Below are 13,195 nucleotides of genomic sequence, written 5' to 3'. Positions count from 1 at the left end.
GCTCGACCTTAAAGCAGCTCCACTTCAGGAGTAGTACGCAACCTCCGGAGCTTACCCTTTAGCCACATCGCAAATTCGCTGTTGTTTCTTTTGCCCTCAGCAAGATCCACAATCCAGTCTGCTAGTACATCATCTGGAGCCACTATCGTGAAACCGTTCCCCTCAAGAAACGTGAAGGTGGATACCAGAGCCGTCCTTTTGTTGCCATCGTTAAAAACATGGCCACGGGCAATCGCCTCGGCATAGATGGCTGCAACCTGTTCTATACCACTAAACTGCCTGTAGTAAATATTCGCAAAGATACGCCCGACAACCGCTTCCGCGGACATGCCGGGCTTGTTGCCAGGAAGGCCAGGGTACTGCTCTAAAATAGAGTCGTGTATTGCCTCAATATCCGAGGCATCCAGGTGCGATAGGTCGTCCACATTGACCATTGGAAAGCCTCTTTAACGGTCCTTTAGGATCTCCATTGCACGGGCGTGCTTAGTGATCAGGCGCTGGCTGATCGCTTTAACCTGATTCCTATCGACAACCTTGACTTGGCGCCCATCAATGATCCGGGTATGGGTCTCGACTTTGGCCGCAGGGTTCTGAATCTTTTGAATAGACATGATATCCCTCCCTTTCTCTATCCGCGCAGTTAAGCACGGTTTGCGCATATCTGCGCGGTCTGAAAAGAGTCTATCACTGACCGCGAGAGAAAGGTAACTACCCCACTCTCAGCGTCAAGCCGCCATAGGTAGGAGACAATAATTTAGGCCGTCTGATTATCCCAATAAACCTCATACATCGCGCCCAACATCCACGTAACCACCCCAGTCAAATCGCCGCTAGCTTCTACAGCAGCGAAGCGGGGTGGTTGACAGCCCATAAAATCCTCATCCACTCGGTATAGCCATAGCCGCAATCGAACTATGGACTGCCAGGCGATTCGCCACCTCCACCACACAATCCGCTACAAGATCCGCAGCATGGTCTGCCACATTGATTGGCTGTCCTCCATCGGTCTGTAAGGTCTTCGTTGTTACATACACGCTAGTCATTTCGTCACCAGCAGCATCGGTCTGTACGGTTCCCTGATCGTCGATGACGGCAATCGTACACTTGAGCACTGCGGCCGCCTGAGCGTCGCTGCTAGTGGGTTCTCTGGTCTGTGTAACCGTTGCGCGCACAATCGTTCCAGCACTGTGGCCATCGTCAATCGTGTAGGCGAACTGCCAGGCCTCTAAATTGGGTACGGTTATGGGTGAAAAACTGGGCATTGCCTCTCCTATCAATCAGATTTGTAAACCCCGTTATGGGTAATCACTCGATGCTGTGGGTCCAACCCCGCAGCGTAACTCTTGCCGCCGACAGACAGCTTGTGAACAGTACGCAACCCTGCACACTCCACCCGCTCGACAACCTCCCAGGTCATGGGCTGTTCCTCGTGCAAAACTCCCAACTCAACACCCTGGCAGTCCTGAGCCCAATACACGCGACCGGCTCTGTCGGTGACCGGGGTTTCTCTACTGCAAATAACCTGCGCCCCACTTTCCATGGTGAGCAGTACGCAAAGAACGCTCGGTTCCTCTTCTACACGAACAACTTTCGCTTGGTGAGTGTCGGCATCTCCGGTTTCCCAACAGTCCACCAGGTCCCCAGGCTCGCAGTCATCAACCAGTAAGCCTTCACGCAGCCACGACCCCTCAGCCACGCACCATGGGTCAATCGGTACAGTTGACCCACCACCATTGTCAGGGGTTGTGATTGTCCCTACGGCGCGCCGCCCAAGACCAGCGGCCAATTTCCACACTAATGTGGTTGCGTAGTAAGTGACCGCTCCGCCGAGATAGTTTGGATCGTCGACATAAATGTAATAAGTGGTAGAAAAATTCAGCCCCGCTATAGAGCCGCTGTTATAACCAACAGTGAAACCTGCGTACTGAACAGAATGGGCAGAGATTGAAATTTTCGCCGTAGATCCGTCATCTGATGCTAATAGCACGGAACTGCTAGTCGGCAAGCTCGCAATAGAGCCTACATTTTGCTGTAGGCTGCGCTGGTCAACTATCTTGCCGGATTCATTCAGGCCGCTCATGTACTGAGCAAATCCAATCAGTGGTCTCGGATTCTGATAAATTCCACCACTCTCAATATTTTCAGAATCACTAAGGTGCAACTCTCCTATGACCACATGATCATCGCTAGGAGTAAAGCTAACGTGCTTGGAGCTGCCGCTATAATAGTGATATTTATACTCACCGCGCTCAATGCTGACACACATAGCCCCGTAGATGCTGCTCCAATAGCCAGTACTCGCACGCACAACAATGTAAAGTAGGCCTGTATACCCAGGGTTTAGGTGAATATTGGGAACAACCAGCATCTTCCCATTCCATTGAAACCAGCCGGGCAATTCTGAATTTGGGTTTCCATTTGCATCAAACCCGCAAAGCATGGCCTCCCCAGGGGTTTCGTTATCCTCCAAGTTTGTCCCGCTATTGATCTTCAGATAAAGGCCATTGCCGGTGGGCTCAACTTCATCGATGCGGATATAGTCGAATTGAGTGCGACCAACTTTATCGCTGTAATTGACCACTGCAGTCGGGGAAAAATACCGCACGTCTTTGTGTAGCTGAGCAGGTTGGGCGATTGAATTACGCCCTAGCAGAGTTTCTACTTCTGCTGTATTACTCGCATTACCTTTAAAATAGCCCGTGTATTCTTGCCACCCGTCGCCAGCTGCCTCGACGCCGGCGCAGGCAATATAGTGCTGAGAACCGACAGAATCCTCCCCATCTCGATTACAGCGAGCGCCATCAGCACGAAAACCGGCAATACCTATAAATAGGCTTCTATTTCTATCGCCTTCATCTAAAACAATGGCGCGAGCCTTAAGACGGTAGAGTTTGTTCGGGTCAAAGGGAAAGCGCTCGATATACTCAATAAATGCTTCTCCATTGGAAGCTAGAGTCCCCGTACCATCACCACCAATACGCAAAACGTTACCACCAGCACGCGCCCCAGAATCTTCAGTTTTTACATAGTAGATATTGTCGTCACTGTTACCCCCAACAATTGGCCAATCTTCTTTTGTCGTGGAATCAATAAACGCTTCAATAAATACCGAAGCCGAAGCTTGTTGCGCTCGCAGCTGAGCCCGGCGAACACTCTGCATTGAACCCATCATTATGCCGTTATCGGTGAACTGTCCGGTGGTCTCATCGTACCCAATAACATTGCGAGTAGCGTAAAAGGCCCGCTCGCGGTTTGCATCGACAATAGCTTTCAAGAGTGCCATTTTTTGATCGTAGGCATACTTCCAATTGCTGTCGAAGATGGTGCGGCTGATTGGGGTATTTTCCTGGCGACTATTCCATGCCGGTATCAACCCCTGCAGGTAACTCGTAAGCGCGGTTAATGCATTAGTAAAATCCGCACGCTCCGCATCAAGCGCGGTGCCAAAATTACTGGCCAGCGTATCTAGTTCGGCTTGATCATTTACCAACTGGTTATATTCGCGAATCAGTTGCAGCTTTTCATTGGTGTGCAACACGCCATCGGCAGAGATATTGGCTAGGTCCTCCAATGCTTCTACGGCGTCGGACTTTGCCTCTGCTGCTGCATCCAAAGCCTCCTGTAAGTCTGGATCAACACCTGGATCTTCATAGTCGCTATAGGGAAGGCGGGATTTAGGGACATACATCAGGCGAACGGTGTTGACACCAAGACACACGCTTCCATGCCCTGCATGACCTGGACTGCTGGGACTCACGCCATAACAGGCAATTATTTTATTGTTACTCAGCACCGGAATCGGGTTTTGAGTACCGTCTACCAACAAAACAATACCGCCAGGCGCGCCTCCGCCACCACTGCCTCCAGGTACTTTTATTCCCATGTCGCCCAAAGTTCCGGGGCTGCCATCCTCCCCAGAATTAACTATTTTCCCACTAACGCCAAAGGCAATCCCTCGGGCAATTACAACAATACCTGCCGAACCGCTACCTCCGTCCCCACCCGTGCCGGCAGGGATATAACCAGCGCTATAGGCATAAATGGAAGAGTTGCCACCGCGCGCCCCACCAGAACCGGATAGATCATCAGGGATACCCTGTAGGTCTCCGCCTTTATTCTCGATATTGAGAGGCGGCATAACTTCATTGCGGCCTTTAACGTTTTGGCCCCAGGCACTGCGGGCTGTTCCTCGGCTGACAATCTCCTGGGCATTTTTTAACTGCCCTGGGCCGCCATAACAGGAGCCCAGGAACCCAGGGCCGTTATGGTTAGGAATGCCCTTTAAATGACCATCAATTTGCAGCACGCCACGCACGCGCAATTCAACATTGCCATCTACTGATATGGTGCGCCCTGCAGGGATAGTGAGATCTCCCGGGTAATAATAAATCGCGCGAGTATCACTATTGCCGGAAAGGGTGCCATCAGCAGTTAAGAAGCCGCTGGCATCGATACTAAGGCCTGCAGCGGTCATCGCAGTGCCTTCGCTGTCGTACCAAGCATCGGGCAGTTCTGCGCTGGTGCTGTCGCCCTGATCGGCAATCATGCCCGCAGGCTGATAACTGCCGAATAGGTCTACTGATACCGCACCGCTAACCTGATCAACACTAATTCTCTGAACTTCCATGGCGCGGTCGAGGCTGTATTCATCCAGGCCCAAGGCTGGCAGCAGGCGAATATAGTCCACGTCAAAAGCCCAGTCGGCTACCCAATTGCTACCAATATCCCAACGAATATATTCGATCGTATTGCCGGTCCAGTCGGGGTTACCAGATAGATCCAGGGTAATCTCATACCAAGTATTCACCGGCAGTGCGTTCAACCGATCAACTTCATCTCCAATATTCACAGCGCGATAGGTGCTAGTGGCTGCATCGCGCCAGAAAAAATTAGACCCGGCAGGAATGGGCTCTACACTAGTTCTACGTAGGCGAATTTTTACATAGGGAATATCTACTCCTGCAAACTGTTCATCGGCAGGAATGTTACGAACAAAATACGGGTCAAAAGCCTTGCAAGTAACGGAGAGCACACCTCCGGCGGCGCTGGTCTCTATTTTGGAACCCTCATTAACGCCATACCACCCCTCTTTCCCGGTGCTGAAATTCCACTGCAGTGGCCTATCTCCACGAATACTGTGGTCGCGCAATTGCGGCAGGCTAACTCGCACGATATCGCCCACTTCCAGATCGTTCTTGCTGGGCAATAATCCCAGGCGCAGAGTAAGGGGAGGTCCGGCGAAACGATCGCGCAGGGCATCAAAGGTATTTTTAATGGTGGTATAGGTATGGCGTGAGTTGTGCAGGCCACGAAACTTTAAATTGTGCTGCTTTGCTTCGCCATGAACGTTAATAGAATCCGCATCAATTAAATTATTGGAGCGCAGGAATTTCCCATCGAATCCCGGCTGCTCAAACCAACTCCATTGCACGGAGAAGGCATTCTTCACCCCAGCTAATTTGTAATCCAGTTCGCCCAGGGTTCTAACATCATCGGGCCCGATAGTCGCTACAGTGCCGGATTCAGCCAGCACCCCAGCCATACGGCGAAATCCTAGCTGGCCGGCGGCATTGACCGGCATAAAGGCGCCGAGCAATAGATTGATTTCGGTCTCGATAAACTTCTTACCATCGGTCTTTTCCAAGCCGTCGAAGCGCAGGATCTTGCCTTTGCTGTGATCGCTGGGCTTGTACCAATCTGCCCCAACATTCTCGAACTCATCCAGCACCACAAAGGCAGGATCGATACCTAGATGCCAATTGGAGGGCAGTACATTATTGGTGCCCAAGATTTTCCCGGTTAGCGATGCATAAGCCAGCTGAGGACCTGGTCCCTCCAGGTAAATAAATTCTTCAACCTCTACGCCGCTCTCATCGTCGCTGTCATCTGGCAAGGTATGGTCACGGGCAAAGGTGCCGAACAATCCACGAGTACAGCCGGTAAAGCTGTTCCCTGTTTTCCCGGTGGAGCGCACAATCTCAAAGCCGTCCTGATACTTTATTTTCAGGTAATAGACAGACTGGTTGGGCGCATCACCATAGGCAGAGGTGTGTGGGTTAGGCTCAAAAGCACTAGTATCGAATACCTGCAGGGTGGTATCCGATTTGTCGAAATTGGCCGCCAGGCGCGTTCTATTCGGTACGAAGATATCCCTGCGCATTTCCCGCTGAATATCCCGGCAGCGCACCCGGTAAACACCCTCAGCATAGGAAAGTGATTCCTCGGCAATCTGGGTTTGCTCCAAGCGGAAATCCTCCCAGTCGAGCCCGGAAAAGCCTTGGTACAGGCGCACCGTACGGCCCCTGATACCGTTGCCCTGCTCCAGTTCATCACGGAGCACATAGGACAGCTGTCCACCGAGGTCCACGACCTCAAAGGAGATAGCGCCGATCTGCGCCAACCCCTGTTCAGGTGTTAGTTTTTGGCTGGTGGCACTGCATTTTTTCAGCGCACCAAGCACGGCATTCGCGGGGAGATTGGGAATATCGTTATGACTGGTGATATACAGTGGCAGATCAAAACCAATCTCAATCACCAGGCGCAGCTCCCGCTGTGCTGCCTGGTTGTGCAGGTCAAAAGTTTCTGAGTTATTGCGCATGGTTAGGCGATTACCTGGACTACTGTGAACGAGAATATGAAACGGCCGTCCTTCTCGCGCTTCTCTTTGAAGGATTTATATTTAAGTTGGACGGCTTGGGGGAAATCAGGTGTATCTGCAGTTCCGTAAGCATCGAAGGTGAAAAACTCACCGAAAGCACAGCTTCTTTTGAATTCTCGCCAACGGGCCAACTCGGTATGAGTGAGGCTTAGCGGTACAGTCTGACAAGAGTATTCCTCTTCGAGGCGGTAGATTGTGTATTCCGTTTTACCGCTAAGTGACTTGTGTTCTTTGCCCTCCGGTCGGTCGTTACAGTCATAACGTTTTAGTTTTGATTCAATCTGATAATCACTGCCATCACCCACCAATAACCGGGTAGGCGTGTATTGAATTAGCATTTTCTACCCCCTGAGTATTTGTGCTTGGCGACTATCCTCGGGGATTGCCACTAAATCCTGCTCTGCAAACATGGTGGTTAATTTATCGGCGATGGTTTGTGCGTTATCTCCGATCAAATCGCCTTGGATAGTGAGGTTTACAAGGGTCCCAGGTTGCTGTGAGTCGCCTTCGACAAAGCCGTCATCATTAGAGGCGGCAAAGCTCTCTGATGGGGAACTTGCTACCGCACCCCCCGTACTCACACTCGAAGCACTTCCCCCTCCGTCGAAAGAGGTGCTGTTGATCTGAGCAATCTGAGCGGCACCAGCTGCAGCCATTGCGACCGCTGCAGGGATACCCCATGGATACCCGCCGGAATTGTTATAGGATTCGATGATTGCGCTGGGGAGAGTTGCGGCCGCCTTGGCCAAGCTGAGCGCTTTCTGAATCTTGAAAAGCTTTTTACTGCCGGTATTGGAGATGCCTATCATCATATCCATACCATCGCCGAACGCCTTCCAACGGTTTTTACTGCTGGCCTTTTCTAACTTCTCTCTCTGTTTAGCGTGCTTCTCTTCAAGCAATGTGAGCTTGCGTTCATAGTCATCATGAGAGTAAAGCTTGCTGGCATACCCTTGATCCAGGAGGGCCATCTCCTCATCTTGCTGCATTTGCAGCTGCTCGTATTCGGTTAACCAGGACAGCTGAAGAGTCTCAATGCGTGCGGCAATTTGATTGCGCTCTTTCTCGGTTAAGCCATCTTCACCGATTTGCTTTCCTTCCTCGGCTTCATCCTTTGCCTGTTGTTCGGCCAGTGACTCTTGGAAGTGATCGTTTTCTCTTTGGGAATACTCGGCGCGCAACGCCTCAATAGATTCAAAGCCGCGTCTCCTGAGCTCTTCCTCTGAAACCTGAAGCTCGGCTATCTGCTGCAGTTTCTGTTCGTGGTCGAGCCTTATCTTTCCTTGATGGTCGGCCAGGAATTGATCCAGCTGGATTAGCTGAGCATCACCGGCTTCCTCTGCCATCGCACGCTGTTGTGCCAAGCGGTCTTGCTCCGCTTGTTTCCTTGCAGCCTCTGCAGCTTCTTCGGCTATCCTCTCTTCTTCCTGTCGCTTCTTCTGTGAGGCGATTTGGGCATTCTGCAGCTCGTCGAGTTGGGCGCGTATCTTCTCGACCTTGTACCTGTGAATATCGACCTGTACCTGGACGCCTTCCCTTTCCGCCTTGGCCAACAAGTGTTGGTGCGATACAAGCTGACTGTGAAGCTCAGCAAACTGTGTACGCTGCAACTCTTCATCAGTTGGCGCGATACCTCGACGTAGGTTCTCGACTACTCCTGTGAGCTTCTGAATGCCTGCAGTGGCGATACTGGTTGAACCTGTGGTTTTGCTAAGGCCCTCCAGGAACTCCTCCCACGCTTGCCCGAGAGAGTCTGTAGCACCCGTAAGGCCTCCAGCTTCAGCCGCACCAGCACCTCCTACCTGCTGCTGTAGCTTCAACAGAATCATTCGCTGGGCTTCTGCTACTCTCCCAGACTCCTGCATGGTTTTGATCTGTTCTTTTTCTTGCTCGGTAAATGAGACGCCAGAGCGCTTGAGTGCAGTGAGACCGGTTGCTGGATCTTCCAGGGCCTTACCAAGTTGTAGGGCTGCACTCTTGGCATCACCACCCATGACGGCGGCCAAATCCTGACTGAGCCGGATAGCGTCATCGAATACTGGACCCTGAACAGTCTTAAAGGTGACCAAAACCCCTTGAGCTTCACGAATCCCACTGACGCTCGCCAGGGTGGCGCGGGCAACTGATCTAGCCTGTTCATCCAGTTGTTCTGCAGTACGACCACTGGCACCTCCTGTGGCTTTAAGCAGAGCTTCAATCTTGAGCTGCTGGCGCTCCATTTCCTCACCGGCGCGAATGCTCTGATACATCACCGCAGTCACACCAGCAACCCCTGCACCAAACAATGCCCAGCTGCTGGCACCGCTGGTCAACAGGCCATTAAGCGCACCGACTCGACCAGAAACCCCACCCAAAGGGCCATCGATAGTAGCCACCCCTTGAGCGGCACCACGCATCGAACGACCAAAAGCATCATTGGCGGCAGTCCCTTGCTTCATCTCGCCCTTGAACTTTTTGGTTCTGGCTCTGGCCTGGTCCATCTCCTTGCGGAAGCTGGCCGAGTTCATTTCCAAGTTTGCCGTTAGCGTGGCGATGGTGGCTCTTTTGGCCATGGGATCTCCTCAGGACAACGATTTCCAGATAGAGATCTGTTGTTCCACGGTTTTCTGTTTGCGTTTTTGGTGTAGGTAGTTACTGGGTTTGCCGCCGTGAGTGCCGGCCGCTATGTGGGCCTGCTGCCACTCGATAACGTCTTTATGAAGCGGTCGATCTTGGTAATGGCTGTACCAGTGGTCGAGTTCGGTTGAACTCATTGAAAGGAGCATTTGAAAGTAATCAGGGCGATTAAATTCAAACGCCAGTTGCCGAGCAAAGGTGAAACCCGGCACTAATCTTTTTTTTCTGATTCCTCCTCTTCTTCAGACTCTTTTGGTTCCGTATAAAGTCCCGACAATTTCGCCGCGGGCACATATAAAGAATCGACTTTTTCTTTCGAAACACACCGGATTAAATTGTCGTAAATATCTTCTAGTGAATTCTCACAATCAGGGTTTGTCCAAAGAGAATAAGCCACCAATAAAAGCCGGGTTTTCACATCTCCACCGCGAAACGCCCACACGTCGCCGTAAGTCTTAAACTCGATCTTTTCCGGCTCATCGTCTTTGGAGATAGGAATCTCCGCAGAGGTTTTTTCTAAATACTCACAGCGGTGATAGGCGCTTAATTCATACAGCTGAAAATCTTGACCACCGAAGGTAACAGGCTCACTTTTTAACTGAATTGGAATAGATAAATTCAAAATTACGCCTCTGTCACTGTTGGTTTGCCGGAAATCTTAAACTTCACGGTCCGGGTAATTTGATTGTCTTTCGGTACCGCCTGACCCCAACCGGTAATAAAGCCTTCCATCTCAACCGTAGTACCTTCCGGGTATTCGATTTTGTAATGGAAAGTTTCGTCAGCGTCGAAGTCGGCACGCAACGCGGTTTGGCCGGCATCAGAGGGGGCCCACTTCAGGGTTAAAGACACCTCACCGGCATCTCTTAGACCTACTGGTTCAAACTCCATGTAACCACTGGTTCCATCGATCGGCGTGACATCCGAAGAACCACGGGACTCTTCACCCGGATCAATATCCAGCAAACCGGCAACCTGCGTATAAGTGCTGCCGTTATCACTGCGGTAAAACTTTGTTTTATAGCCTTGAGCCATCGTGGCCTCCTAATTAGAAATAAAGACTGAGGTCGAGACTGACGCGATACCGCTTCGTATCGTCGTCATACTCTTCCAGGTTTTTAGAGATTCCGGCCATACCAACTTCCAGGCCGTAGAAGTCGCCAGCAAACCCATGGAGACTTTTAATTTGGTTCTCCAAGGTCTTGGCCTGCTTGTAGGTTTCTGCCCAGATATCGATTTGAATCTGGAAATAATTTGATTCGTTCGTGCCATCTATCCCAAGATCACTGCGGTCTGCCACAGTTGTATAGACAAGACTAGGCAAGCTGGCATCTTGAGGCAGCAACAGGGGTCGAACAGTCTCAGCGTTGAGCGACTGCAGCCATTTCACAACATGCGATTCAGTCACTTTTTGCTAGCTCCTTGGCAAATTCATCGATCAAGGCGTTAACCACCTTCTGCTGATTGTTCTCCAACGCAGGACGGATAAACGGCTGAGCGCTTTGCTTCGCGTTACCATACTCCTGGGCGAGTGCTTTCTGATTTAGGTTGTTCAGTGATCGCTTATCCTTACCCCTCCCGCTGGTTTTCTTGAGCGGTCCTACACTGATGCGGGCAATACGGCCTGCGCTCTTCCCTTTAGCAGCGGAGAAAGCCATTCCAATACTGTCCTGCAGGTCTCCAGAGTCCTTTCTGGCTCCCCGCCTCATGGAATCTACAACCGGGGCCATGGCTCGGCGCCCGGCTCTGCGCAGAACCTTACTGCCTGTTTTCGGACCCAGGCTCAATAGTGCTTTGTTGAGATCCGCGAACCCATCGACTGAGAATTTACTCACTGTTGACTACTCCTGTGTACGGCCCTGAACTCAATGTATTGATTCCTGCCTTCCATTTTCTGAGGGGGCGAGACATCCAGCACATGACCGTCGAATATCACTCGCATCTGGCCATCAATGGAACGAGTCAGTGAATTAGAACGAATGCGGATGGTGTAGTGAGCTTCGCTAAGCTCTTGATTGGATACAACACGCTCAGAAGCAGACAAAGGCATGACTTCAGCAGAACAAGTAAGGTATTCGCTCCAAGTGACTTCCGGCTCGCCGTATTCGTTTTCAGTCTCTACTGAACCCTCAAACGTCACCTTGTCCCGCAAGCGAACTCTCAAACGTTTAGCCATCGGTAAGGGTCCCAAAGTAATCGAGTCGGCATCGGCAGTTTCCGGCCCCCCTCGCGGTTTTCGTACCAGGACCCGACTAAAACCATGGCCCCAAGCTGGATGGACTCAGTGAGCAGTACAGCGTTCTCTGGGGCCCCGGATAAATCAGCATCAGTCGCGAATAGAGTGCGGCTGCAATAGTTGTTGAATGCTTGCTCTGCAGCTATGCACAGCGACTGGATGTATTCATCCTCTTCGCTGTGATCAACAATCAGTTGCTTTTTTACCAAGGCGAGATCGAAGATCACTGGGAACTCTCCGGATTGTTGGCTCCTGCTTCGGATTCAAGAGGTTGTGATTGGTCAGATAGATCGACCTTTTCTGCTAACGGCTCAAAGTCAATCACATCATCAGCTAACTTAATTTGTTCAGCTAAATTCATTTCTATCAGCTGACTGGCAAAGGGTTCGCTGAATTCACGTTCCTCACCAGCATTCACCTCACCAAAAACAGGGGAGCTAAAGCTTTTCGTAATTTTTAAAGTGATTTTTTCCACGCTTGACTCACTCTCCTCCACAATAAAAAACGGGGCACTAAGCCCCGTTCCCTAACTGTTTATCTTCACTGGCTTATTGCGTCAGTGATCCATATGCAACAGCTGCTGGACGATAATTAGATAAAGCTGCGCGTAGAGTCGCCTTAACAGTAACAAGATTGTTGGTAAAGTTGTCATCATCAGACTCTGACATTTCAACAGCTACACCTTTACGCATATTGATTGCCGTTGCTAAATCAAAAGCACCTACAAAGAACTTGCCCGCTGCTACAGCGTTGGTTTTAACCACTGGGAGACCCCAGACAGAAGCCGATACCACCAGACGAGGGTTACCAGCCAGGAAGTGCTCGTCACCACCTTTTTCCAGGTCTAGGGCGACAACATCAGAACTATTCATAAAAACAGCTGATGGCATATATTCAGAGGCTTCAACCACTCCCATAGCACGACGAACACTTTCAATAGCTTTGTCACTAGCCGCTGGCGTAAAGGCCACATGATGACCAGACAGCGCTAAACCACTTAAGTTATTGCCTGTACCATCTCCATTCAGCACCTGAGAATCCAAGCGCAATTGCGCCCCATAAATCAAGCGACTATCCACATGTGCAGCCAGCGCTGGGGCATCCTCAATGACTTCTTTAGACAGCTTGATCCAGTGGCCCACTGAGCGCACCGGTGTACTCACCAACTCATAGGTGATAGAGGTTTCCGGCAAAGCGCCACCTTCGGCAACCTCTTTAGCATTCAAAGTTACAACCTTCTCTCTCGTGTACTCTACGGAATTACTAGAGGTCGGCAGATTTGGCATAGTGTTAGTTACACGCAAGGTCCGACTAGCACCAGAAATGATGGCTGAGTGACGATCTGGCGCGACCGTATCACCGCTTCCTAACAAAGTATTTTTTGCCTCGTAGGTCATTTTGCTAGCCTTGCCACCAACGAAACCTTCATAGTCTGCCGACTTGGTTAGCTCCTGCCCCATCGTTTGATGCTCTGGAGTATCATTAGATCGGGAGGTCATTTTCTGCTCTATCTCAGCGACTTTTTCGCGCAGGTCTTCAGCCTCGCTATTCAAGCTTTCCAGCTTTGACTTATTTTCTCGGCCTAGCTTTGCGTTACTCTGCGCTTCTTCATTTGAGGACTTGATAAATTCGTCTAGCTTTTTATCAAAGTCTTGAAGTGATTTCTTAATAGCTTCAGTCATAAT

General features: G+C 50.8%; 15 protein-coding genes. All 15 read right to left on the bottom strand.

Annotated features, from left to right (window positions below; all coding sequences use genetic code 11):
* Positions 1–8 precede the first annotated feature (8 nt).
* The gene (locus FIU95_RS03005) at positions 9–434 is read right to left on the bottom strand and encodes a type II toxin-antitoxin system death-on-curing family toxin (protein ID WP_152451349.1); all 426 of its coding nucleotides are present in this window, start codon (positions 432–434) and stop codon (positions 9–11) included.
* A gap of 12 nt (positions 435–446) precedes the next feature.
* Complete coding sequence (locus FIU95_RS21070) at positions 447–611, bottom strand: hypothetical protein (RefSeq protein WP_172975306.1); 165 nt, start codon at positions 609–611, stop codon at positions 447–449.
* 267 nt (positions 612–878) lie between these two features.
* Positions 879–1,262, bottom strand: a complete 384-nt coding sequence (locus tag FIU95_RS03000; protein ID WP_152451347.1) for a hypothetical protein — start codon at positions 1,260–1,262, stop codon at positions 879–881.
* A gap of 11 nt (positions 1,263–1,273) precedes the next feature.
* Positions 1,274–6,598: a hypothetical protein gene (locus FIU95_RS21285; protein WP_216646297.1), complete on the bottom strand. Its 5,325-nt coding sequence runs from the start codon at positions 6,596–6,598 to the stop codon at positions 1,274–1,276.
* 2 nt (positions 6,599–6,600) lie between these two features.
* A complete protein-coding gene (locus tag FIU95_RS02990) occupies positions 6,601–6,996 on the bottom strand; it encodes a hypothetical protein (RefSeq protein ID WP_152451345.1) in 396 nt (131 codons plus the stop codon).
* Positions 6,997–6,999: 3 nt separating this feature from the next.
* Complete coding sequence (locus FIU95_RS02985; protein ID WP_152451343.1) at positions 7,000–9,210, bottom strand: phage tail length tape measure family protein; 2,211 nt, start codon at positions 9,208–9,210, stop codon at positions 7,000–7,002.
* A gap of 9 nt (positions 9,211–9,219) precedes the next feature.
* Positions 9,220–9,486: a phage tail assembly protein T gene (locus FIU95_RS02980; RefSeq protein WP_152451341.1), complete on the bottom strand. Its 267-nt coding sequence runs from the start codon at positions 9,484–9,486 to the stop codon at positions 9,220–9,222.
* The gene (locus tag FIU95_RS02975; RefSeq protein ID WP_152451339.1) at positions 9,486–9,896 is read right to left on the bottom strand and encodes a phage minor tail protein domain-containing protein; all 411 of its coding nucleotides are present in this window, start codon (positions 9,894–9,896) and stop codon (positions 9,486–9,488) included. Before FIU95_RS02975 ends, FIU95_RS02980 begins: the two co-directional genes overlap by 1 nt.
* A 2-nt stretch (positions 9,897–9,898) precedes the next feature.
* Positions 9,899–10,309 (bottom strand): phage tail tube protein, encoded by a 411-nt coding sequence (locus FIU95_RS02970; protein WP_152451337.1) that lies wholly within the window; start codon positions 10,307–10,309, stop codon positions 9,899–9,901.
* Between the two features lie 13 nt (positions 10,310–10,322).
* Positions 10,323–10,682, bottom strand: a complete 360-nt coding sequence (locus FIU95_RS02965) for a DUF3168 domain-containing protein (protein WP_152451335.1) — start codon at positions 10,680–10,682, stop codon at positions 10,323–10,325.
* A complete protein-coding gene (locus FIU95_RS02960) occupies positions 10,675–11,109 on the bottom strand; it encodes an HK97-gp10 family putative phage morphogenesis protein (RefSeq protein WP_152451333.1) in 435 nt (144 codons plus the stop codon). The genes FIU95_RS02965 and FIU95_RS02960 overlap by 8 nt, the downstream gene beginning before the upstream one ends.
* The gene (locus FIU95_RS02955) at positions 11,106–11,450 is read right to left on the bottom strand and encodes a phage head closure protein (RefSeq protein WP_152451331.1); all 345 of its coding nucleotides are present in this window, start codon (positions 11,448–11,450) and stop codon (positions 11,106–11,108) included. Before FIU95_RS02955 ends, FIU95_RS02960 begins: the two co-directional genes overlap by 4 nt.
* On the bottom strand, positions 11,435–11,737 hold the full coding sequence (locus FIU95_RS02950; protein ID WP_172975305.1) for a head-tail connector protein: 303 nt from the start codon (positions 11,735–11,737) through the stop codon (positions 11,435–11,437). Before FIU95_RS02950 ends, FIU95_RS02955 begins: the two co-directional genes overlap by 16 nt.
* Positions 11,734–11,985 carry a hypothetical protein gene (locus FIU95_RS02945; RefSeq protein WP_152451327.1) on the bottom strand — a complete coding sequence of 84 codons (252 nt, stop codon included), beginning with the start codon at positions 11,983–11,985 and terminating at the stop codon, positions 11,734–11,736. The genes FIU95_RS02950 and FIU95_RS02945 overlap by 4 nt, the downstream gene beginning before the upstream one ends.
* Positions 11,986–12,058: 73 nt before the next feature.
* Entirely contained in the window at positions 12,059–13,192 is a 1,134-nt protein-coding gene (locus FIU95_RS02940; protein WP_152451325.1) for a phage major capsid protein, read from the bottom strand.
* Positions 13,193–13,195 lie beyond the last annotated feature (3 nt).

The sequence above is a fragment of the Microbulbifer sp. THAF38 genome, from assembly GCF_009363535.1.
In the GTDB taxonomy this organism is placed as follows: Bacteria; Pseudomonadota; Gammaproteobacteria; order Pseudomonadales; family Cellvibrionaceae; genus Microbulbifer.
The sequence above is the reverse complement of the archived record's forward strand: the minus strand, read 5'-3'. Positions and strand labels throughout refer to the sequence as shown.

Excerpts from the sequence above, each read along its gene's own strand:
- FIU95_RS03000 (WP_152451347.1), bottom strand. The coding sequence starts at position 1,262 with ATGCCCAGTTTTTCACCCATAACCGTACCCAATTTAGAGGCCTGGCAG.
- FIU95_RS02940 (WP_152451325.1), bottom strand. The coding sequence starts at position 13,192 with ATGACTGAAGCTATTAAGAAATCACTTCAAGACTTTGATAAAAAGCTA.
- FIU95_RS21285 (WP_216646297.1), bottom strand. The coding sequence starts at position 6,598 with ATGCGCAATAACTCAGAAACTTTTGACCTGCACAACCAGGCAGCACAG.
- FIU95_RS02990 (WP_152451345.1), bottom strand. The coding sequence starts at position 6,996 with ATGCTAATTCAATACACGCCTACCCGGTTATTGGTGGGTGATGGCAGT.
- FIU95_RS02970 (WP_152451337.1), bottom strand. The coding sequence starts at position 10,309 with ATGGCTCAAGGCTATAAAACAAAGTTTTACCGCAGTGATAACGGCAGC.
- FIU95_RS02985 (WP_152451343.1), bottom strand. The coding sequence starts at position 9,210 with ATGGCCAAAAGAGCCACCATCGCCACGCTAACGGCAAACTTGGAAATG.
- FIU95_RS03005 (WP_152451349.1), bottom strand. The coding sequence starts at position 434 with ATGGTCAATGTGGACGACCTATCGCACCTGGATGCCTCGGATATTGAG.
- FIU95_RS02955 (WP_152451331.1), bottom strand. The coding sequence starts at position 11,450 with ATGGCTAAACGTTTGAGAGTTCGCTTGCGGGACAAGGTGACGTTTGAG.
- FIU95_RS21070 (WP_172975306.1), bottom strand. The coding sequence starts at position 611 with ATGTCTATTCAAAAGATTCAGAACCCTGCGGCCAAAGTCGAGACCCAT.